The following is an 18,428-nucleotide window of genomic DNA, read 5'->3' as shown; positions in this document are numbered from 1 at the left end:
CGGCAGGTGGCTCAGCCTAAGGTGGGGCCGTGCACGAACACGACAATGATCTGCTGCTGCGCCGGCGGCTGCTGCTGCAGGCGGCCGCGGGCGCCTTCGCCACGTCCGCCCTCGCGGGCTGCGTGCCCGGCGAGAGCAAGGCGCGCACCGCGGCCGGGCCGGCAGTGATCGGCACCAACCTCTCGGGGCTCGAATGGGCCCAGCCGGGCATCCGGCGCAGCGCCAGCACCTTGCCGCTGGTGAACTTCAGTCCGCCGCGCAAGGCGGAGATCGGCTGGCTGGCCGCGCAGGGCTTTCGCAAGAACCGGCTGCCCGTGCTGTGGGAGATGCTGCAGCCGGTGCTGCACGACAGCCGCCCGAACGGGGCCACGCGCGCGCTGGTGGGCGAGCCCGGCGAGCTGCATCCGCTGTACGCCCAGCTGGTCACCGACGTGCTCGATGCCCACGCGGCCGCGGGCGCGACCTGCGTGCTGGACCTGCACAACTACGGCCGCTACCGCGACTTCCGCTATGCGCCGGACGGCGGCGTGCCGGGCCTGCAGATGCCGCCGACGCCCTTGCACCGCGCCTTCACCGAGGACCCGGCGGGCGTGCAGGAGCGCATCTTCGGGCTGGCCCCGGGCGCCACGCTCACGCCCGCGCACTTCGCCGACGTCTGGCGGCGCATCGCGCAGCGCTGGAAGGACCACCCCGGGCTGGCGGGCTGGGGCCTGATGAACGAACCGCACGACCTGCCGGCCCGCGGCGCGGTCGAGGCCAGCGAGGGCGGCGGCGAGGACCTGACCATCTGGCCCACGTTCGCGCGCGCGGCGGTCGAGGCCATCCGCCAGGTGGACCGCAAGGGCGCGATCTACGTCGGCGGCAACGGCTGGAGCGCCGCGATGAGCTTGGCCGACAAGAACCCCGGCTTCCCGCTCGCCGGCGAGAACCTCGTGTACGAGGTGCACCTGTACCTCGATGCCGGCAGCACGGGGCAAGCGTTCGACTACGAGACCGAGCAGCGCAAGGGGTTCAGCGCCGGCGTCGGCCGCCACCGCGCGATCGACGCCGACACCGGCGTCAAGCGGCTGGAGCCCGCGGTGCGCTGGGCCGAGCGGCATGGCGCGCGCCTGGCCCTGACGGAGGTCGGCATGCCGGTGGACGACGAGCGCTGGCAGGCGATGTTCGAGCGCACGGTGGCCTACGCCTTGCAGCAGGGCGTGGAGGTGATGACGTGGATGTCGGGCAGCCATTGGCCCGTGCGCGGCCACGCCCTGCAGCACGTGCCGGGCTGGTACCAGGGCCGCACGCTGGCGCCCGCGGTCGCGGGCGTGGTGCAGCACGCCGCCGGCCTGCAGCAGCCCGTGCTGTACGACGAGCTCGGCGGCGCCGTGGTGCCGGGGCAGCCGCTGGCCGTCACGGTGCGGGTGCGCGGCGCCCTGGCCGCGCCGCTCACGGTGCGCCTGAAGGCCGAGGGCGGCCGGCTCGACAAGGGCGAGCTGGTCCTGCCCGCCGGGGCCAACGGATCGGCCAGCTACACCTGGACGCCGGCGCTCGAAGGCGCGTCGACGGTGACCTATGCGGCCGCCGGCGGCGTCGCGGTCCCGCCGCCGCGCAAGGTGGCCACGTTCGCCGATCCGGTGGCCCAGGCCGGGCGGCAGCTGGCGGACGCCGCGCTGGCGATCCTGGGCCGCCACCGGGCATGCAAGTGGGACCTGGCCGATGCGTTCACCGACTACGTCAACGGCGCGCCGGCGAAGGACGGACAGGCGGTGCGCGCGCTGGCCGAGTCGGGATTCGGCGCCAGCGTCGCCAATCCGATGGACATGCTGCATTTCCTGGGCACCGACAACGCCCAGCTGGCCGGCTGGCGGCCGCCGCTGCTGCGCGCCGCCGGCGGCCGGCCGGCGCTGGAATGCGGCGCCGAGGGCACGTTCGGCCTGTGGTGCCGCAACAGCGCGCCGCAGCCGGGGATCCAGCCGCGGCCGCGCAACCGCTCGCCGTTCGACCTGCAGGACGACCACTTCATGCTGGTGGCCGTGCGCACGGCTGCCGCGGGCGCGACTGGCGTCGCGTTCCAGGCGTCCAAGGCGGAGGACGGGCAACTCGCCGAGCTCGCGTTCGACGACGGGCGGCCGCAGGCGCGCTGGATCGACGCGGGCGGACGCGAGGTGGTGCTCAAGGCGCAGCGCCCGCTCGAGCCCGGCCGCATCGCCGTGCTGTCGCTGACGAGCGCGGGCGGCGCGCAGGCGCTGCGCATCGACGGCGAGCTCGCCGGGCGGGCGGCGCAGGTGTTCGGGCCCGCGCCGTTCGCGCAGCTGCTGCTGGGCGCCGGCTTCGTGCGCTACTACCCGCGGCCGGGCTTTCGCGGCCAGCTGTTCGCGGCCGTCGCGGGGCGCGGGCGGCCCAGCGACGGCGAGCTCGGCGTGCTGGAGCGCTACCTGCGCTCGCTGGCCGGCTGATCCACGGCGGCGAGCGGGCGGACGCGGCGCGCGCTGACACCAGCCCGGCGGCGCGCGGGGTACAAGGTCGACCGATGTTCCGACCCCTGCACCGCCGCCGGGCCGCGCCGACGCGCTCGGCCCGCCGCCCGCCCCGCCGCTGATGCTGCGTCCCGTTCCCTCCGTCGACCCGGCCGCGCTGGCCGCCGGCCAGCGGGCCCTGGTGCTCGACATCGCCTGGGGCAGCATGTCCGGCGCCTTCAGCGGCGGCGTGATCCTGGTCGCCTTCGCGCTCGCGCTGGGCGCCTCGCCGCTGGTCATCGGCGTGCTCGCCGCCATTCCCTTCCTCACCCAGGCCGCCCAGCTGCCGGCCACGCTGCTGATCGAGCGGATGCGCCAGCGCCGCAAGATCGGCGTGCTGGCCATCACCGGGGCCCGCGTGCTGGTGCTGTCGATGGCGGTGCTGCCGTTCCTGCCGCCCTCCGGGGCGCTGGCCTTGCTGATGCTGTTCCAGGTGGCCATCGCGGGCCTGGGGGCCGTCGGCGGTTGCGCGGTCAACTCCTGGCTGCACCAGCTGATCCCGCACGAGAGCCTGGGCCGCTTCTTCGCCCGCCGGCTGTTCTCGGGCACCTCCGTCGCCTGCATCGGCACGCTCGCCGCCGGCGCCCTGGTCGACCACGTTCCGCCGCACCGCACGGTGCAGGCGTATGCGCTGTGCTTCGCGATCGCGGGCCTGGCGGGGTTCGTCAGTTCGGCCTTCCTCGCCCGTGCGCCGGAGCCGCAGATGCACGATGCCGGACCGACGTCGGGCCTGCGCGAGCGGCTGCGGCTGCCGTTTCGCGACCCCAATTTCCGCAGCCTGCTGGTGTTCCTGGGCGCGTGGATCGTCGCCTCCAACCTGGCCGCGCCGTTCCTGACCGTCTACCTCATGGAGCAGCTGGGCTACCCGGTGGGCACGGTGACCAGCCTGTGGGTGACCAGCCAGCTCGCCAACGCGCTGACCCTGTACCTGTGGGGGCGGCTGTCGGACCGGTTGTCCAACAAGGGCGTGCTGGCGGCGGCGTTGCCGGTGTACTTCGCGTGCGTGATGGCGCTGTGCTTCGTCGATGCCGCGCCCAGCCCGCGCTGGCAGCTCGGCTTGCTCTATGGCCTGCACCTGGTCATGGGCGTGGCTTCCGGCGGCATCGGCCTGGCGACCGGCAACCTGGGGCTCAAGCTCGCGCCGCAGGGCGAGGGCACGATCTACCTGGCCGCGATCGGGCTGGTGTCGGCCGTCGCGGGCGGCGTTGCGCCGATCGCCGCCGGGGCGCTGGCGCAGTGGTTCCAGACCAGCGAGCTGTCGGCCGTGGTGCGCTGGACCTCGCCGGGCAAGTGGCGCGAGATGGCGATCATGAGCTTCGCCCACTGGGAGTTCCTGTTCGCGCTCGCCTCGCTGCTGGGCCTGTACGTGCTGCATGCGCTGTCGCGCGTGCGCGAAGGGCGCGAGGTGAGCGAGCGGCAGGTCATGCAGGAGTTCGCGCTGGAGGCCTGGCGCTCGATCAACAACCTGTCGTCGAGCGCGGTCGGCGCGCTGTTCCCGTTCGAGCGGCTGGCCGAGCGCCGCAAGTGGTGGCGAGGGCGCGAGCCGAGCCGGCGCTGAGCCGTCAGGGCGCGAGCGCGTGCCGCAGCGCGGCGCGCGCCAGCAGGCGGGTGGAGTCCAGGGTGGGCAAGGGCGAATTGCCGTCGTCCAGCACGATCGGCAGCTCCGTGCAGCCCAGGACCACGCCGTCGCAGCCGGCGTCGCGCAGGCGGCCGATCACGGCCTGCAGCGCGGCGACCGAGCCGGGCCGGACCACGCCCGGCACCAGTTCGTCCATGATGATCCGCCCGACCTCGTCGCGGTCGGCATCGGCCGGCCGCACGCACCCGATGCCGGCGGACCGCAGCGCCCGGGGATAGACCTCGCTGCGCGCCAGCCAGGTGGTGCCGAGCACGCCGACGCGGCGCAGGCCCCTGCGCCGGGCCTCGGCGGCGACCTCGTCGGCGATGTGGATCCAGGGCAGGGGACTGCGCGGCGCCACCAGGTCGAACGCCTGGTGGATGGTGTTGTCGGGGCAGACCAGGAAGTCGGCCCCCGCCGCCGCGAGCTTGCGGGCCGAAGCCAGCATCAGGCGGGCGACGCCCTCGAGGTCGCCCGCGTCGAGGCAGCGCACGTACTCGGCCAGCGACGGCGTGTGCATCGTCACTTCGGGATGCGCATGCCCGCCCAGCTGCAGCGAGCCTTCGGCGCAGATCGTGCGGTAGCACAGGGCCGCGCCTTCGGCCGAGCAGCCCACGATGCCGATGTGCCGCGGCATGGCCGGCGCCTCAGAGCGCGGCGACCGCGCGTCGGACCTCGTCGACGCCGAGCAGCTCGGACAGCACCACCGGCGCCTGCCCCTGCCGGTACAGCACGTACACCGGCACGCCGTTGCGGCCCAGCGCGGCCAGCGCCTCGGTGATCGCCGGGTCGCGCCGCGTCCAGTCGGCGCGCAGCAGCGCGACGTTGCGCTGGCGCAGGTCGGCCAGCACCTGGGTGTTCGACAACGTGGTCTTCTTGTTCACCTGGCAGGTCACGCACCAGGCGGCGGTGAAGTCGACGAACACCGGCTGGCCCGCGCCCACCAGCTGCGCCACCTTGGCCTGCGACCAGGGCTGCCACTCGCCTTCGGCACGCGTGGCCTGCGCCGCCTGCACCGGCGCAGCCAGCAGCGGCCCGATGGTCCAGGCGAGGGCGACCAGCGCCAGCGCCGCCAGGCCCGCGAGCACCGCGCGCAGCCGCCCGCGCAGCGTGAGCGTCCACGCCAGCAGGCTCAGGCCCACCAGCAGGGCCAGCAACGCGCCCGCGCCGTCGATGCCGCTCTGCTGCCCCAGCACCCAGACCAGCCAGGCGACGGTGGCGAACATGGGGAACGCCATCAGGCGCCGGAACACGTCCATCCAGGCGCCGGGGCGCGGCAGCCAGCGCGCCACCGCCGGCAGCTGGCTGGCCCCGAGGTAGGGCAGGGCCATGCCCAGGCCCAGGATCGCGAACAGCAGCAGCGCCTGCGCGGCCGGCAGGGTGGCGGCCAGCCCGAGCGACGCGCCCATGAAGGGCGCCGTGCACGGCGAGGCGATGGCGACGGCGAGCACGCCGGAGATGAAGGCGTTGCCCACCGGGTGCCGCACCTCCAGCGCCGCCACCGACGAGGGCAGGAAGGCGCCGAACTCGAACACGCCGGCCAGGTTCAGGGCGATCAGCGTGAACAGCGCCGCGAGCGACGCGACGACCAGCGGCGACTGCAGCTGGAACCCCCAGCCGAGCTGCTCGCCCGCGGCCCGCAGCGACAGCATCAGCGTGCCGAGCAGCAGGAACGAGGCGACCACGCCGGCGGTGTAGGCGAAGCCGGCGATGCGGTGGCTGCGCACGTCGTCGGCATGGCGGGCAAAGCCCACCACCTTGATGGCGAGCACCGGGAACACGCACGGCATCAGGTTCAGGATCAGGCCGCCGAGCAGGGCGCCCAGCAGCGCCGCGGCCAGGCCGATCGACGCGGTGCCGGACGCGGGCGGGACCGCCGCGTTGGTGCGCAGCGCTTCCTGCAGCGCCGGCGACACGCCGGCCGGGGCGGCGGCTGCCGCGGGCCAGGTGCCCGCCACCTGCAGCTCCGCGCGCCAGCCCTTGGCGCCGTCGGCGAGCACGACCGGCAGCAGGCCGGGGCTGCTGGTGCGCTGCGCCGACAGCGGCACGTGCGCGGTCCACACGGCGCCCTTCCAGGCCTGGGTCCAGGCGCCGGCCGGCTCGACGATCTCCGGCGTCTCCGGGAAGAACTCGAGCTGGCGACCGCGCACGGCCACGGGCAGGCCCTGCACCTCGATGTCCAGGCCCTGCGGTCCCACCTTGGCGACGCTGGGCGGAATCGGGCCGGTGCCCTGCAGCACCGGCTGCGGCTGCGCGGCCAGGGCGGCCTCGAAAGCCGGCGCATGCAGCGCCGTGGTGCTGCGCACCGGCACCTTGAGCGCGAACTCGCCGTCCTCCGGGATGCACTCCTTCTTGCACACCAGCCAGCTGGCCTTGAGCTTCACCTCGAGGTCGCCGCCCACGAGCGGCGGCTTGTAGCCGGGCGTGATGGTCAGCGGCACCGCCAGCAGCACCGTGTCCTCGTAGCCGTAGTTGGCCAGCGTGCCGACCGGGATCTTCCTGGGCACCGGCCAGGCGATGTCGCCGGCGACCACGCCGGCGGGCAGCGTCCACTGCAGCTGCGTGGGCAGGCCCGAGTCGCCCGAGTTCTTCCAGTACGTGTGCCAGCCCGGCTGGTGCGCCAGCTGCAGGCCCACCCAGACCGGCTTGCCGGGCGCGATGCCCTCGGGTGCCTGGGCCAGCAGTTCGGCGCGCACGCGCTCGCTGGCGACCACGCTGCCCGGGCTGCCGGCCACCTGGGCGAAGGAGGGGGCGGCGAGCAGGACCAGCCAGCCGAGGAGGACGAGACGCAGGAAACGGGACATCGTGAAGTGCGAGCGCGACAGTGGCATGAAGTTCCGCCGTTCAGGCAAAACCCAGCACCACCCGTCGGGTGGTGGCCGATTTCTTTTCGATCTTGGTGACGACCACGGCGCCGATCTCCGAGGTGTTGGCCACGTGGGTGCCGCCGCAGGGCTGGTAGTCGACCAGCGCTTCGGCGCCGATGCGGATGGTGCGCACGCGCCCGCTGCCGCGCGGCGGCTGCACCGACATGCTCTTGACCAGCGAAGGGTTGGCGTCCAGCTCCTCGTCGGTGATCGCGCCCACGGCCACCGGAAGCGCCGCGGCGACCAGGCCGGCGATGCCGGCGGTGAGCGCGTCCTTGTCCAGCGGCTCCGTCATGTTGAAGTCCAGGCGCGCGTAGTCGGGGGTGATCGAGCAGCCATTGACCAGCTGCGGCACCAGGTGGCACAGCAGGTGCGTGGTGGTGTGGAAGCGCATCAGCTTGTGGCGCCGCTCCCAGTCGAGGCGCGCCGTGACGGGCGTGCCCGGCTGCAGCTGGGCCAGCAGCGCCTCCTGGCCGGGGGCCGGGACGTGCCAGATGTCCTGCGTGGGCTGGCCCTGCGCATCCTTGGCCTTGCGCGTGTCCGCGATCGCGAGCTCGCGCCCATCGGGTAGCCGCAGCCATCCGCTGTCGCCCGCCTGGCCGCCGCCGAGCGGATAGAACACGGTCCGGTCGAGCACGATGCCCTCGGGCGCGATCGCCTGCACGGTGGCCTGGCACTCGCGCAGGTAGCCGTCGTCGCGGAACAGGTCTTGCGTCATGCCCGGATTTTCGCGGTTTTCCCCTACAGCCCGCCCGTGCCGGGGCAAGGGACACTGCCCGCCATGCCCAAGCTGCTCATCCACCTGCTTTGCGCGGCCTGCCTCGCCGCGTGCGCCGACACCGCACGACTGCCACCGGAGCGCACGGTCGGCGCCAGCCCGGAACTGCCGCCGCCGCAGCGCAGCCTGGTGCCGACGGTGCACATCGCGCCGGCCGAAGGCTGGCCGGCGGGCGGACAACCGACCCCGGTGTCCGGCTGGCGGGTGACCGCGCTCGCCCGCGACCTGGCGCATCCGCGGTGGCTGCACGTGCTGCCCAACGGCGACGTGCTCGTGGCCGAAAGCAACAAGCCGGCCGAGGCGAAGGAGCCGGGCGGCTTTCGCGCCTGGGCCATGAAGCTGGTGATGAAGCGCGCCGGCGCGGGCGTTCCCAGCCCCGACCGCATCGTGCTGCTGCGCGATGCCGATGGCGACGGCGTGGCCGAGACGCGCGCGACGCTGCTCGAGGGCCTGCATTCCCCGTTCGGCATGGCGCTGGTGGGCGAGTGGCTGTACGTCGCCAACGCCGACGGCATCGTGCGCTTCCCGTACCGCAGCGGCGACACGCGCATCACCGCCGCGGCACAGAAGGTGACCGACCTGCCGGCCGGCATCAACCACCACTGGACCAAGAACATCCTGGCCAGCCGCGACGGCCGCAGGCTCTATGCGACCGTGGGCTCCAACAGCAATGCCGCCGAGAACGGCCTGCAGGCCGAGGAAGGCCGCGCGGCGATCTGGGAGCTGGACCTCGCCAGCGGCGCCAAGCGCCTGTTCGCCAGCGGCCTGCGCAACCCGAACGGCCTGGCATGGGAGCCGACCTCCGGCGCGCTGTGGACGGTCGTCAACGAGCGCGACGAACTGGGCAGCGACCTGGTGCCCGACTACCTGACCTCGGTGCGCGAGGGCGCTTTCTACGGCTGGCCGTGGAGCTACTGGGGCCAGCACGTCGACGCGCGGGTGCAGCCGGCGCAACCGGAGAAGGTGGCCAATGCCGTGCGGCCGGATTTCGCGCTCGGCAACCACGTGGCGCCGCTCGGCCTGGCGTTCTCCGACGGCAAGCTGCCGGCGCCTTATGCCAGCGGCGCCTTCATCGGCGAGCACGGGTCGTGGAACCGCCGCCCGCGTTCGGGCTACAAGGTGGTGTTCGTCCCGTTCGCGGGCGGCAAGCCCGCGGGCCCGCCGGTCGACGTGCTGACCGGCTTCGTGAGCCCGGACGGCAAGGCCTGGGGCCGCCCGGTCGGCGTGGCGCTGGACGCCAAGGGCGGGCTGCTGGTGGCGGACGACGTGGGCAACGCGGTGTGGCGCATGGCGCCGGCGCGCTGACCGCCCGGCAGCTCGGCGTCGCCGGGTGCGCCAGAATGGACGCCCCGCCAGCCGCCTGCTGCCCATGACCGACCAGAGCATCTCCCGCTTCCTCCTCACGCCCGGCGCCGACAGCGATCCGGCCGAAACCGCCGAGTGGCGCGAGGCGCTGGCCGCGCTCGTCGCCAACGAGGGACCCGAGCGCGCCCGCTTCATCCTCGACCAGCTGGCCGCGCAGGCGCGCGCGCCGCAGGTGGGCTGGTCGCCCGAGCTGGTCACGCCGTACGTCAACACGATTGCGGTGGAGCAGCAGCCGGCCTTCCCCGGCGACCTGGCGATCGAGGAGCGGCTCGCCTCGCTGATGCGCTGGAACGCGCTGGCCATGGTGGCGCGCGCCAACGGCGCCTACGGCGAACTGGGCGGCCACATCGCCAGCTACGCGAGCGCGGCCGACCTGTTCGAGGTCGGCTTCAACCACTTCTTCCGCGCCAGGAGCGACGCGCACCGGGGCGACCTGGTGTTCTTCCAGCCGCACAGCGCGCCGGGCGTCTATGCCCGCGCGTTCCTGGAAGGACGCCTGACCGAGAACGACCTGGCGCACTACCGGCAGGAGATTTCGGCGCCGCAGCACGGCGCGCGCGGCCTGTCGAGCTATCCGCACCCGTGGCTGATGCCCGACTTCTGGCAGTTCCCGACCGGCTCGATGGGCATTGGGCCGATCAGCTCGATCTACCACGCGCGCTTCATGCGCTACCTCACGCACCGCCAGCTGCTCGACTGCGGCGGGCGCAAGGTGTGGGGCGTGTTCGGCGACGGCGAGATGGACGAGCCCGAGAGCATGAGCGCGCTCACGCTCGCCTCGCGCGAGAAGCTGGACAACCTGGTGTGGGTGGTCAACTGCAACCTGCAGCGCCTCGATGGCCCGGTGCGCGGCAACGGCCGCATCGTCGACGAGCTCGAGAAGCTGTTCCGCGGCGCCGGCTGGCACGTGATCAAGCTGCTGTGGGGCAGCGACTGGGATGGCCTGTTCGCGCGCGACGTCACCGGCGCGCTGGTCAAGGTGTTCGCCCAGACGGTCGACGGCCAGATGCAGACCTTCGCCGCCAAGGACGGCCGCTTCAACCGCGACAACTTCTTCGGCCAGAACGAGGAGCTCGCGCGGCTGGCGCAGGGCATGACTGACGAGCAGATCGATCGCTTGAAGCGCGGCGGCCACGACCTGGTGAAGATCCACGCGGCCTACCACGTGGCCGCGCGCCACCAGGGGCAGCCGGTGGTGATCCTGGCCCACACCAAGAAGGGCTACGGCATGGGCACGGCGGGCCAGGGCAAGATGACCACGCACAGCCAGAAGAAGCTGGACGAGGCGGCGCTGCTGGAGTTCCGCAACCGCTTCAACCTGCCGCTGTCGGACCAGCAGGCCCGCACGCTGGCGTTCTTCAAGCCGGCCGAGGACAGCGCGGAGATGCGCTACCTGCACGAGCGGCGGGCGGCGCTGGGCGGCTACCTGCCGCGCCGCGAGACCGCGGCGCCGGTGCTGCCGGTGCCCCCGCTGGCTTCGTACGCGCAGTTCGCCGTGCAGGCCGCGGGCAAGGAGATGTCCACCACGATGGCGTTCGTGCGCCTCCTGGGCAACCTGCTGAAGGACCGCGAGCTCGGGCCGCGCATCGTGCCCATCGTGGCCGACGAGGCGCGCACCTTCGGCATGGCCAACCTGTTCAAGCAGGTGGGCATCTATGCCAGCGCCGGCCAGCTGTACGACCCCGAGGACATCGGCTCGGTGCTGTCGTACCGCGAGGCGCTGGACGGCCAGATCCTGGAGGAGGGCATCAGCGAGGCGGGCGCCATCGCCAGCTGGACGGCCGCGGCCACCAGCTACAGCGTGCACGGGGTGCCGATGCTTCCGTTCTACATCTACTACTCGATGTTCGGCTTCCAGCGCGTGGGCGACGCGATCTGGGCGGCGGCCGACCAGCGCGCGCGCGGCTTCCTGCTCGGTGCGACCTCGGGCCGCACGACGCTGGGCGGCGAGGGGCTGCAGCACCAGGACGGCAGCAGCCACCTGGTCGCGGCCACGATCCCCAACTGCAAGGCCTACGACCCGGCGTTCGCCGGAGAGCTGGCGGTCCTCGTCGACCACGGCATGCGCGAGATGCTGGTCGACCAGCAGGACGTCTTCTACTACCTCACGCTGATGAACGAGAACTACGCCCAGCCGGACCTGCCCGAGGGTGCGGCGCGCGGCGTGGTGCGGGGCGGCTACCGGTTCGCGGTGTACGGCGAGGGTGCGTCGCGGCTCACGCTGCTCGGTTCGGGCGCGATCCTCACCGAGGTGATCCAGGCCGCGCGGCTGCTGGCGTCGCAGGGCGTGGCCACGGAAGTGGTCAGCGTGACCAGCTGGAGCGAGCTGGCGCGCGACGGGCTGCACTGCGAGCAGCGCGCGCTGCGCGGCGAGGCGCACACCACTCCGTACCTGCACGAGCTCCTGGCCGGCGGCGCGGGCCCGATCGTCGCCGCCACCGACTACGTGCGCGCGGTCCCCGAGTCGATCCGCGCCTTCCTGCCCGCCGGCCGCCGCTACCTGACCCTGGGCACCGACGGCTTCGGGCGCAGCGACACGCGCGCGGCGCTGCGGGCCTTCTTCGGCGTCGACGCGGCGCACATCGCCCAGGCCGCGCGGCACCTGCTGGGTGCCTGAAGAGCGAAGATCGCGCGCGTGCTGCTGATGGCGGCGCCGCGCGCCGGACGCGATGCCGTTGCCATAATCGCCCGCATGGCAGCCAAATCCCGTTTCTGGGCCGACCTCAGCACGCGCGAGTTCGCGCAGCGGCAAGCCTCGGGCGAGGCGGCGCGGACGGTCGCCGTGCTGCCCGTGGCCGCGATCGAGCAGCACGGGCCGCACCTGCCCGTGAGCGTGGACCAGACGCTGGTGGACGGCGTCATCGCGGCCAGCCTGCCGCACCTGCCGGCCGACGCGCCGGTGCTGTTCCTGCCGACGCAGCAGGTGGGCAAGAGCAACGAGCACATCCGGTTTCCGGGCACGCTGACGCTGTCGGCCGAGACGCTGATCCGCGTCTGGGTGGAGCTGGGCGAATCGGTTGCGCGGGCGGGGGTGCGCAAGCTGGTGCTGTTCAATTCGCACGGCGGCCAGGTCAGCGTGATGGACATCGTGGCGCGCGAACTGCGCACCAAGTGCGACCTGCTCGTGTACGCCACCAACTGGTTCACGCTGCCGCTGGGCGAGGCGGTCGACGGCCAGTTCACGCCCGATGAACACCGCTTCGGCATCCACGCCGGCGACATCGAGACCTCGATGATGCTGGCCCTGCGGCCGCAGTTCGTCGACATGGACCAGGCCCGCGACTTCCGCTCCACTTCGCGCGAGCGGGCGGCGGGCTACCCGATCCTGGGCAACGGCACCAGCGCCAAGCTGGGCTGGCAGATGCAGGACTACAACCCGATGGGCGCGGCCGGCAACGCGACGCTGGCCACGGCCGGCAAGGGCCGCGCCGTGGTCGAGGCCGCGGGCCGGCAGCTGGCCGTGCTGCTGCAGGAAGTCGTGCGGCTGCCGCTGTCCACGCTGGCCGACTCGCCGCAGATTCCGCTCTGACGCCTGGGCGGCGTTCGCCCCGCGCACGCGCGGGCCGCTGCCTCGGCCGCGTCCGCGCCGCGTCGTTGGTGTCCTACGCGCGCCGGCGCGAGGCGGCCGCTGCCGCACCGGCGCCCGCGGCCTAGAGTGCTTGCAAGCCGGCGCCGCCGGCGCCATTCCCCAAGGAGCAAGCAATGGCAACCGTGGCAGACGTGATGACGCGCGACGTGCGCAGCATGGCCCCGCAGCAGACCCTGGCCGAGGCGGCCCGGCTGATGGACGAACTGAACGTCGGCGTGGTGCCGGTGTGCGACGGCGACCGGCTGGTGGGCGTGGTGACCGACCGCGACATCGTGGTGCGCGGCCTCGCCCGCGACCTCGATCCCAAGACCTGCCGGCTCGCCGACGTGATGAGCGGCCATGTGCGCACCGCGCGCCAGGACGACGACATCGACGAGGTGCTGGGCGAGATGGGCAGCGCGCAGATCCGGCGCATGCCGGTGGTCGATGCGCAGGACAAGCTGGTGGGCATCCTGTCGATCGGCGACATCGCGGCCAAGAGCCCGCAGGACGAGGAGGACGTCGGCGTGTCGCTGGGCGACATCTCCTCGCCCGCCGAGCCGGATCGCTCGGGCCCGGGGGCGACGCCGCGCGCCGCGTCGAAAGGCGCGGGCAAGCGCCAGGGCCAGGCCGGCTGACGGACCACCGCTCGGAGCCGACTGACCGCCAACGACAAGGCCGCCTCGCGGCGGCCCGTCTCGCATTGGCGGGCGGCGCTGCGCCGCGCCGCCGGTCCCGGCCTCACTGGGCCTTCTTGCGATTGGCGCTGCGCGCCTGGCCGCCCTTGCGGCCGGCCTCACGGGCCTCTTCGGAAGTGAATTCGTGCGCCGTGCCCTTCTCGTGGGCCGCCTTGCCGCCTTCGCTGGCGATCTGGCGCTGGCGCTCCGGGTCCATCGATGCGAAACCGCGGTTCGACTTGCCCTGGGTGCCTGGATTGTTCGATGCCATCTGAGTACTCCTTAAAAGCTTTGGGGAAGTTGCATGGCGGCCGATGCGCCAACCATGGGACGCATTCGACGTGCAAAGCAGAGAACGCCTCGTCAGGGCGCGGTGGTGAGCGCTGTAGGAAGGGGCCTTGCTGGGTTACATCCAGACAAGGCCTGTATCCGACGCTAGCGTTTTCGGAGCACCGAAGATTGGAGCCGGGCAAGCAGCGCGTGCGCTTCGGGAGCCGCCGCGCGGTCGCTGGAAGGGCTCGCCAGCAGGCTGTCGAGCAACCGGCCCACCTGCGTCGCGGAGGGCTGCACCGGGCCGAAGAAGCGCGCCTTGTCGCCTTGGGCGACCAGCAGCGTGGGAAAGGTCTCGATGTCCACGTCGCCCATCGCGTCGGCCTCGTCCTCCACGTCCACCCAGGCGAACGCGACCTGGGGGTGCGAGGCGGCCAGCGCGTCGAACACCGGCGTCCAATCGCGGCACACGCCGCACCAGGCGGCGCACAGGCAGATCACCTGCCAGGCGGGCGTGGACGGTTGGCTCGGCAGTTGGCTGCTGGAATCCATCGCCGCCAGTGTACGCAGCCCATCAGGCGTACGTGACCCACTCGCGCAGCGCCGGCGCCTCCAGGTGCGGCAGCGTGTTGAACGTCACCAGCGCGAACCGCTTGGGGTTGAAGGCGAACTCGCTGACCGACGTGTTGCGAAGGCGCAGGTTCAGCTCGATCGTGGCGGCCGGCGACGTCCCCAGCACCTGCCCGACGGCGGTGGAGATCGGCCCGCCGCTCGTGACCACCAGGACCGATTGCCCGTAGTGGTTGGCGCGCACGTGGTCGAGCGCGCTGGTGACGCCGTGCACGAACTCGAAGTAGGCGGGCATCCCTTGCGGCCGCGTGCTGCCGGCCATCCAGGCCGCCAGCCCCTCGCGCAGCAGCCGGAAGTGGCTTCGCACCAGCTCCGGGCTGTCGGGGCGTTCGAGCGGTTCCGGGTGGATGGCGCGGATCACCGCCTCGCTGTCGTATTCGTTCAGGCCGGCCCACGGCAGGTGCTCAGCGTGGTGGCGCATGCCCTGCAGGATGCCGGCCAGCGTCTGGCGATGGCGGTGCAGCGTGCCGGCGATCACGGCGTCGAAGTGCAGGCCCTGCTCGGCGAAGTGCTCGCCCAGGCGCAGGCTCTGGCGGTGGCCGAGCTCGCTGAGCTGGTCGTAGTCGTCGGCCCCGAGGGAGGCCTGCCCATGACGGACGAGGTACAGCGTTCCCATGCCCCGATTGTGGCGAGTGCGCGGGCGGGCGTCGGTCCCACGGGCGACTGGCCCGCGGTCTGAACGCGCGGGGGGCTCAGGCGCCGTTCGACTCGAGCCGCACCGGCCCGCGCGGCGTCAGCAACGTCGCGCACAGGCTGGCCGGCCCTTCGGCCACGCTCACGTCCAGCCCGAGCACCGCGAACGCGCGCCGCAACTCGCCCGCCGCCGGATGGCGGACCGCCACCGACTGCAGGTGGATGCCGCTGCCGGGCATGGCCGCGGCCGGATGCGCGTCGCCCCAGGCGATCAGCGTGGGCAGGCAGCCGTCGAACAGGCGGCGTCCGTCGTCGCGGACGGTGATCTGCCACTGGAGCAGGCCGCGTGGCGTCATGCGCGAGGCGGCGAGCACCTGGCCGCGGTCGATGCCCAGCGACCGCAGCGCTGCCACCGCGGCCTGCAGGTCGGGGACCTCGACCACCCAATGCACGAGGGCGGGGCCGTCCTGCCGCAGCCGCTCGCGCAGGTGGGGCTCGTCCAGGTCGAACCAGCGCCGCCGCCCCTGCGGCGCCTGCGCCACGGCCGGGTCGGCCGCGATGATCTCCAGGTAGGCGCGCGGGTGGTCCACCGTCGCGACGCGCAGCAGGCGGTTGTGCGTGCCCATCAGCGGGTGCTCGCCGCCGGCGCCCGGCTCGACGCCGAGCGCATGCCTGCACCACGCCGCGCCTTGCGCCAGCGAGTCCGCGGCGACGACGAGGTGGTCGATGCGGGCGGCGGGCGTCACAGCTGCACCGAACCGTCGATGCAGGTCGCCGAGGCGCCGCCGATCCAGATCTCGCCCGCGCCGTCGCGCTCGACGTGCACCCGGCCGGCGCGGCCGAGCGCGGTGCCCTGCGAGGCGATATAGCGCGCCGGCGCCAGGCCCGCGCCGATCAGCCACTGCGCCAGGGCGGCGTTCAGGCTGCCCGTGACCGGGTCTTCGGCCATGCCGTTGTTGCCGGGGAAGAACGCCCGCACCTCGAAGGCGCAGTCGTCACCGGCAGCGCGGCTGCCCACGACGCCGACCTTGCCGCGCGGCCCGACCACGCCCACGTCCAGGCCGGCCAGCACGGATGCATCCGGGCGCAGGGCGAGCACCTGCTGGGCATCGCGCAGCATCACGCCGCGCCAGTTGGGTCCGTTGTCGCACCAGGCATGGGCGACGATGTCGCCGCGCGGCACGCCCAGGCCGCGGGCGATGAGCGCCACGTCCTCCTCGGGCAGCGGGCCGCTCTTGCGCAATGGCGGCGCGGCGAACGCCAGGCGGCCCGACCCGGCGTCGCGCCGCAGCGTCACCAGGCCGACGCCGCACTCCTGCACGATGAGGTCGGCCTTCGGCCGCCCGCCGGCCTCCAGCCAGGCGTGGCAGCTGCCCAGGGTGGGGTGGCCAGCGAAGGGCAGTTCGCGCCCGGGGCAGAAGATGCGCAGCTTGTAGTCGGCCCGCGGATCCTCGGGCGGCAGCACGAACGTCGCCTCCGAGAGGTTCGTCCAGTTGGTGAACGCCTGCATCTGCCCGGTGGTCAGGCCGCGGCCGTCGAGCACGACCGCGACGGGATTGCCGAGGTAGGGCACGGCGGTGAAGACGTCGACTTGCTTGAAGGGGCGCTGGGACATGGGATGGAGTGTGGCGTCAGGTTAGAGGAAGGTCGAGCACCCCGCGTGCGGCGGGCAGCGCGAGCAGGCGGTCGTACCAGGCGTCGAGGTGCGGCCGCTCGCGCCGGGCAAGCGGCAGGCCGCGCCAGCGATGCATCTCGCAGGCGATCGGAATGTCGGCGACGGTGGGCGCGTCACCCGCCATCCACGCCCGGCCGTCCAGGTGGCGGTCGAGCAGGTCCCACAGCGGCTCGGTGGCGGCGACGGACTGGTCGATGCGCTCTTGCCGGCGCTCGGCCGGCGCGGTGCGCACCAGCTGGACGAACGCTTCGCGCCCGGCGCCGTTGAGCGTGGTCTGCTGCCAGTCCATCCAGCGCTCCGCGTCGAAGCGCCGGCGCAGGTCGGCCGGATACAGCCGGCCGTTGCCGTAGCGCGCGGCGAGGTAGCGCACGATGACGTTCGACTCCCACAGCATGAAGCCCTCATCGTCCAGCAGCGGCACCAGCGCGTTCGGGTTGTGCGCCAGGTACTCGGGCGTGCACACCACGCCGAAGGCGCCGCCGGCTTCCAGGCGCTCGAGCGGCAGCTCGAGCCACTGCGCCGTCAGCACCACCTTGCGCACGTTGATCGAGGACAGGCGGCCCCAGAGGCGGATCACGCGGCCCGGGCCTGCCGGATCGCCTGCGCCAGCGCCGCGATGCCGGTGTCGATCTGCTGGACAGTGGCCGTGACGAACGACAGGCGCAGCGTGCGCAGCGCCTCCGCGTCCGGCGACTCGCCGGCGAAGAACGCGGCGCCGGGCACGAAGGCCACGCCGCGGTCGACCGCCCGCGGCAGCAGCTCCAGCGCGTTCAGGCCGCGCGGCAGCCGCGCCCACAGGAACATGCCGCCGTCGGGACGGTTCCACTCCAGCCCCAGCCCGGCCATCTCGCGCTCCAGGGCGGCGAGCATGGCATCGCGCTGGGCACGGTACAGCGTGCGGATGCGCGGCACGTGGCGGGCCAGGAAGTCGCCCTGCAGCACCTGCGCGGCCATGCGCTGGTTGAAGCTGGGGCTGTGCAGGTCGGCCGCCTGCTTGGCCTGCAGCAGCTTCGGGTACAGCGCCGGCGGGGCGACCAGGAAGCCCAGCCGCAGCCCCGGCGCGAGCACCTTGGAGAACGAACCCAGGTAGATCGAGCCGAGCGGGTTGCGCGCGGTGAGCGGCGCCGGCGGCGGCTGGTCGAACCACAGGTCGCCGTAGGGGTTGTCCTCCACCAGCGGCAGCCCGAGCCGCGTGGCCGCCTCGACGAGCGCGGCGCGGCGGGCCTCGCTCATGGTGCGGCCGGTCGGGTTCTGGAAGTTCGGCAGCACGTACAGGAAGCGCGCGCCGTCCGCGGCCTGGCGTTCCAGGTCGTCGATGCGGACACCTTCGTCGTCGCCGGCCACGCCGACGACCTGCGGCTCCATCGGCGCGAACGCCTGCAGCGCGCCCAGGTAGGTGGGCGTCTCCACCAGCACGCGCGACCCGGGGTCCACGAGCACCTTGGCCACCAGGTCCAGGCCCTGCTGCGAGCCGGTCGTGATCAGCACCTGGGCGGGATCGACCGGCCAGGGCAGCGCGGCGGCGATGGACTCGCGCAGCGGCCCGAAGCCTTCGCTGGCGGCGTACTGCAGGGCGGCCGCGCCGTCGTGCTGCAGCACCTGCGCGCTCGCGGCGGCGAATTCGGCGACCGGGAAGGTGGTCGGCGAGGGCAGGCCGCCGGCGAAGCTGATGATGCCGGGCCGTTCGGTGACCTTGAGGATCTCCCGGATCACCGAGGGGTTCATGCGGGCGGCGCGTCGCGCGAGCACCCACGGCTGGGTGGGCAGGTCGTTCGGTTTCATTCGGGGTCCTCCAAGGGGCAGTGCGGGCGGGTGCGGGCCGGGCCTTCGGGGGCAGCCGGTTGCC

At 73.3% G+C, this 18,428-nt stretch carries 16 protein-coding genes; 6 read left to right on the top strand and 10 right to left on the bottom strand.

Features of this window, described 5'->3' with window-relative positions:
- Window positions 1-29: 29 nt before the first annotated feature.
- Both AC3ANR_RS19670 and AC3ANR_RS19665 read left to right on the top strand, forming a co-directional pair.
- Window positions 30-2,441 (top strand): glycoside hydrolase family 5 protein, encoded by a 2,412-nt coding sequence (locus AC3ANR_RS19670; RefSeq protein ID WP_488289790.1) that lies wholly within the window; start codon window positions 30-32, stop codon window positions 2,439-2,441.
- Window positions 2,442-2,583: 142 nt separating this feature from the next.
- Window positions 2,584-4,059, top strand: coding sequence for an MFS transporter (locus tag AC3ANR_RS19665; RefSeq protein WP_488289789.1), 1,476 nt, complete (start codon window positions 2,584-2,586; stop codon window positions 4,057-4,059).
- A 4-nt stretch (window positions 4,060-4,063) separates the two neighbouring features.
- Here AC3ANR_RS19665 and AC3ANR_RS19660 read toward each other — a convergent pair whose 3' ends face one another.
- The 3 genes from AC3ANR_RS19660 to AC3ANR_RS19650 are packed head-to-tail and all read right to left on the bottom strand — an operon-like array spanning window position 4,064 to window position 7,704.
- Window positions 4,064-4,756: an aspartate/glutamate racemase family protein gene (locus AC3ANR_RS19660; protein WP_488289788.1), complete on the bottom strand. Its 693-nt coding sequence runs from the start codon at window positions 4,754-4,756 to the stop codon at window positions 4,064-4,066.
- A gap of 10 nt (window positions 4,757-4,766) precedes the next feature.
- A complete protein-coding gene (locus AC3ANR_RS19655) occupies window positions 4,767-6,923 on the bottom strand; it encodes a protein-disulfide reductase DsbD family protein (RefSeq protein WP_488289787.1) in 2,157 nt (718 codons plus the stop codon).
- Between the two features lie 40 nt (window positions 6,924-6,963).
- A complete protein-coding gene (locus AC3ANR_RS19650) occupies window positions 6,964-7,704 on the bottom strand; it encodes an alanyl-tRNA editing protein (RefSeq protein ID WP_488289786.1) in 741 nt (246 codons plus the stop codon).
- A gap of 63 nt (window positions 7,705-7,767) precedes the next feature.
- Between AC3ANR_RS19650 and AC3ANR_RS19645 the strand changes: the two genes are divergently transcribed.
- The 4 genes from AC3ANR_RS19645 to AC3ANR_RS19630 all read left to right on the top strand — a co-directional run bounded on the left by AC3ANR_RS19645 (window position 7,768) and on the right by AC3ANR_RS19630 (window position 13,335).
- Window positions 7,768-9,069: a PQQ-dependent sugar dehydrogenase gene (locus AC3ANR_RS19645; RefSeq protein WP_488289785.1), complete on the top strand. Its 1,302-nt coding sequence runs from the start codon at window positions 7,768-7,770 to the stop codon at window positions 9,067-9,069.
- 64 nt (window positions 9,070-9,133) lie between these two features.
- Window positions 9,134-11,746, top strand: a complete 2,613-nt coding sequence (mdeB, locus tag AC3ANR_RS19640) for an alpha-ketoglutarate dehydrogenase (RefSeq protein ID WP_488289784.1) — start codon at window positions 9,134-9,136, stop codon at window positions 11,744-11,746.
- Window positions 11,747-11,821: 75 nt separating this feature from the next.
- Complete coding sequence (locus tag AC3ANR_RS19635; protein ID WP_488289783.1) at window positions 11,822-12,658, top strand: creatininase family protein; 837 nt, start codon at window positions 11,822-11,824, stop codon at window positions 12,656-12,658.
- A gap of 173 nt (window positions 12,659-12,831) precedes the next feature.
- Window positions 12,832-13,335 carry a CBS domain-containing protein gene (locus AC3ANR_RS19630; protein ID WP_488289782.1) on the top strand — a complete coding sequence of 168 codons (504 nt, stop codon included), beginning with the start codon at window positions 12,832-12,834 and terminating at the stop codon, window positions 13,333-13,335.
- Between the two features lie 103 nt (window positions 13,336-13,438).
- On the opposite strand, the gene AC3ANR_RS19625 is transcribed toward AC3ANR_RS19630, so the two are convergent.
- The 7 genes from AC3ANR_RS19625 to AC3ANR_RS19595 form a co-directional block, all read right to left on the bottom strand.
- Window positions 13,439-13,645 carry a KGG domain-containing protein gene (locus AC3ANR_RS19625; protein ID WP_488289781.1) on the bottom strand — a complete coding sequence of 69 codons (207 nt, stop codon included), beginning with the start codon at window positions 13,643-13,645 and terminating at the stop codon, window positions 13,439-13,441.
- A gap of 164 nt (window positions 13,646-13,809) precedes the next feature.
- A complete protein-coding gene (locus tag AC3ANR_RS19620) occupies window positions 13,810-14,196 on the bottom strand; it encodes a thioredoxin family protein (RefSeq protein WP_488289780.1) in 387 nt (128 codons plus the stop codon).
- 22 nt (window positions 14,197-14,218) lie between these two features.
- A complete protein-coding gene (locus tag AC3ANR_RS19615; RefSeq protein WP_488289779.1) occupies window positions 14,219-14,890 on the bottom strand; it encodes a histidine phosphatase family protein in 672 nt (223 codons plus the stop codon).
- A 76-nt stretch (window positions 14,891-14,966) separates the two neighbouring features.
- On the bottom strand, window positions 14,967-15,653 hold the full coding sequence (locus AC3ANR_RS19610) for a VOC family protein (protein WP_488289778.1): 687 nt from the start codon (window positions 15,651-15,653) through the stop codon (window positions 14,967-14,969).
- The gene (locus tag AC3ANR_RS19605; RefSeq protein WP_488289777.1) at window positions 15,650-16,522 is read right to left on the bottom strand and encodes a PhzF family phenazine biosynthesis protein; all 873 of its coding nucleotides are present in this window, start codon (window positions 16,520-16,522) and stop codon (window positions 15,650-15,652) included. Before AC3ANR_RS19605 ends, AC3ANR_RS19610 begins: the two co-directional genes overlap by 4 nt.
- Window positions 16,523-16,538: 16 nt before the next feature.
- Complete coding sequence (locus tag AC3ANR_RS19600; protein ID WP_488289776.1) at window positions 16,539-17,159, bottom strand: glutathione S-transferase family protein; 621 nt, start codon at window positions 17,157-17,159, stop codon at window positions 16,539-16,541.
- Window positions 17,156-18,364, bottom strand: a complete 1,209-nt coding sequence (locus AC3ANR_RS19595; RefSeq protein WP_488289775.1) for an aminotransferase-like domain-containing protein — start codon at window positions 18,362-18,364, stop codon at window positions 17,156-17,158. Before AC3ANR_RS19595 ends, AC3ANR_RS19600 begins: the two co-directional genes overlap by 4 nt.
- Window positions 18,365-18,428 lie beyond the last annotated feature (64 nt).

The sequence above is a fragment of the Ramlibacter sp. JJN2-2R genome (assembly GCF_057747835.1).
This window is presented reverse-complemented; position numbering and strand designations above follow the sequence as displayed.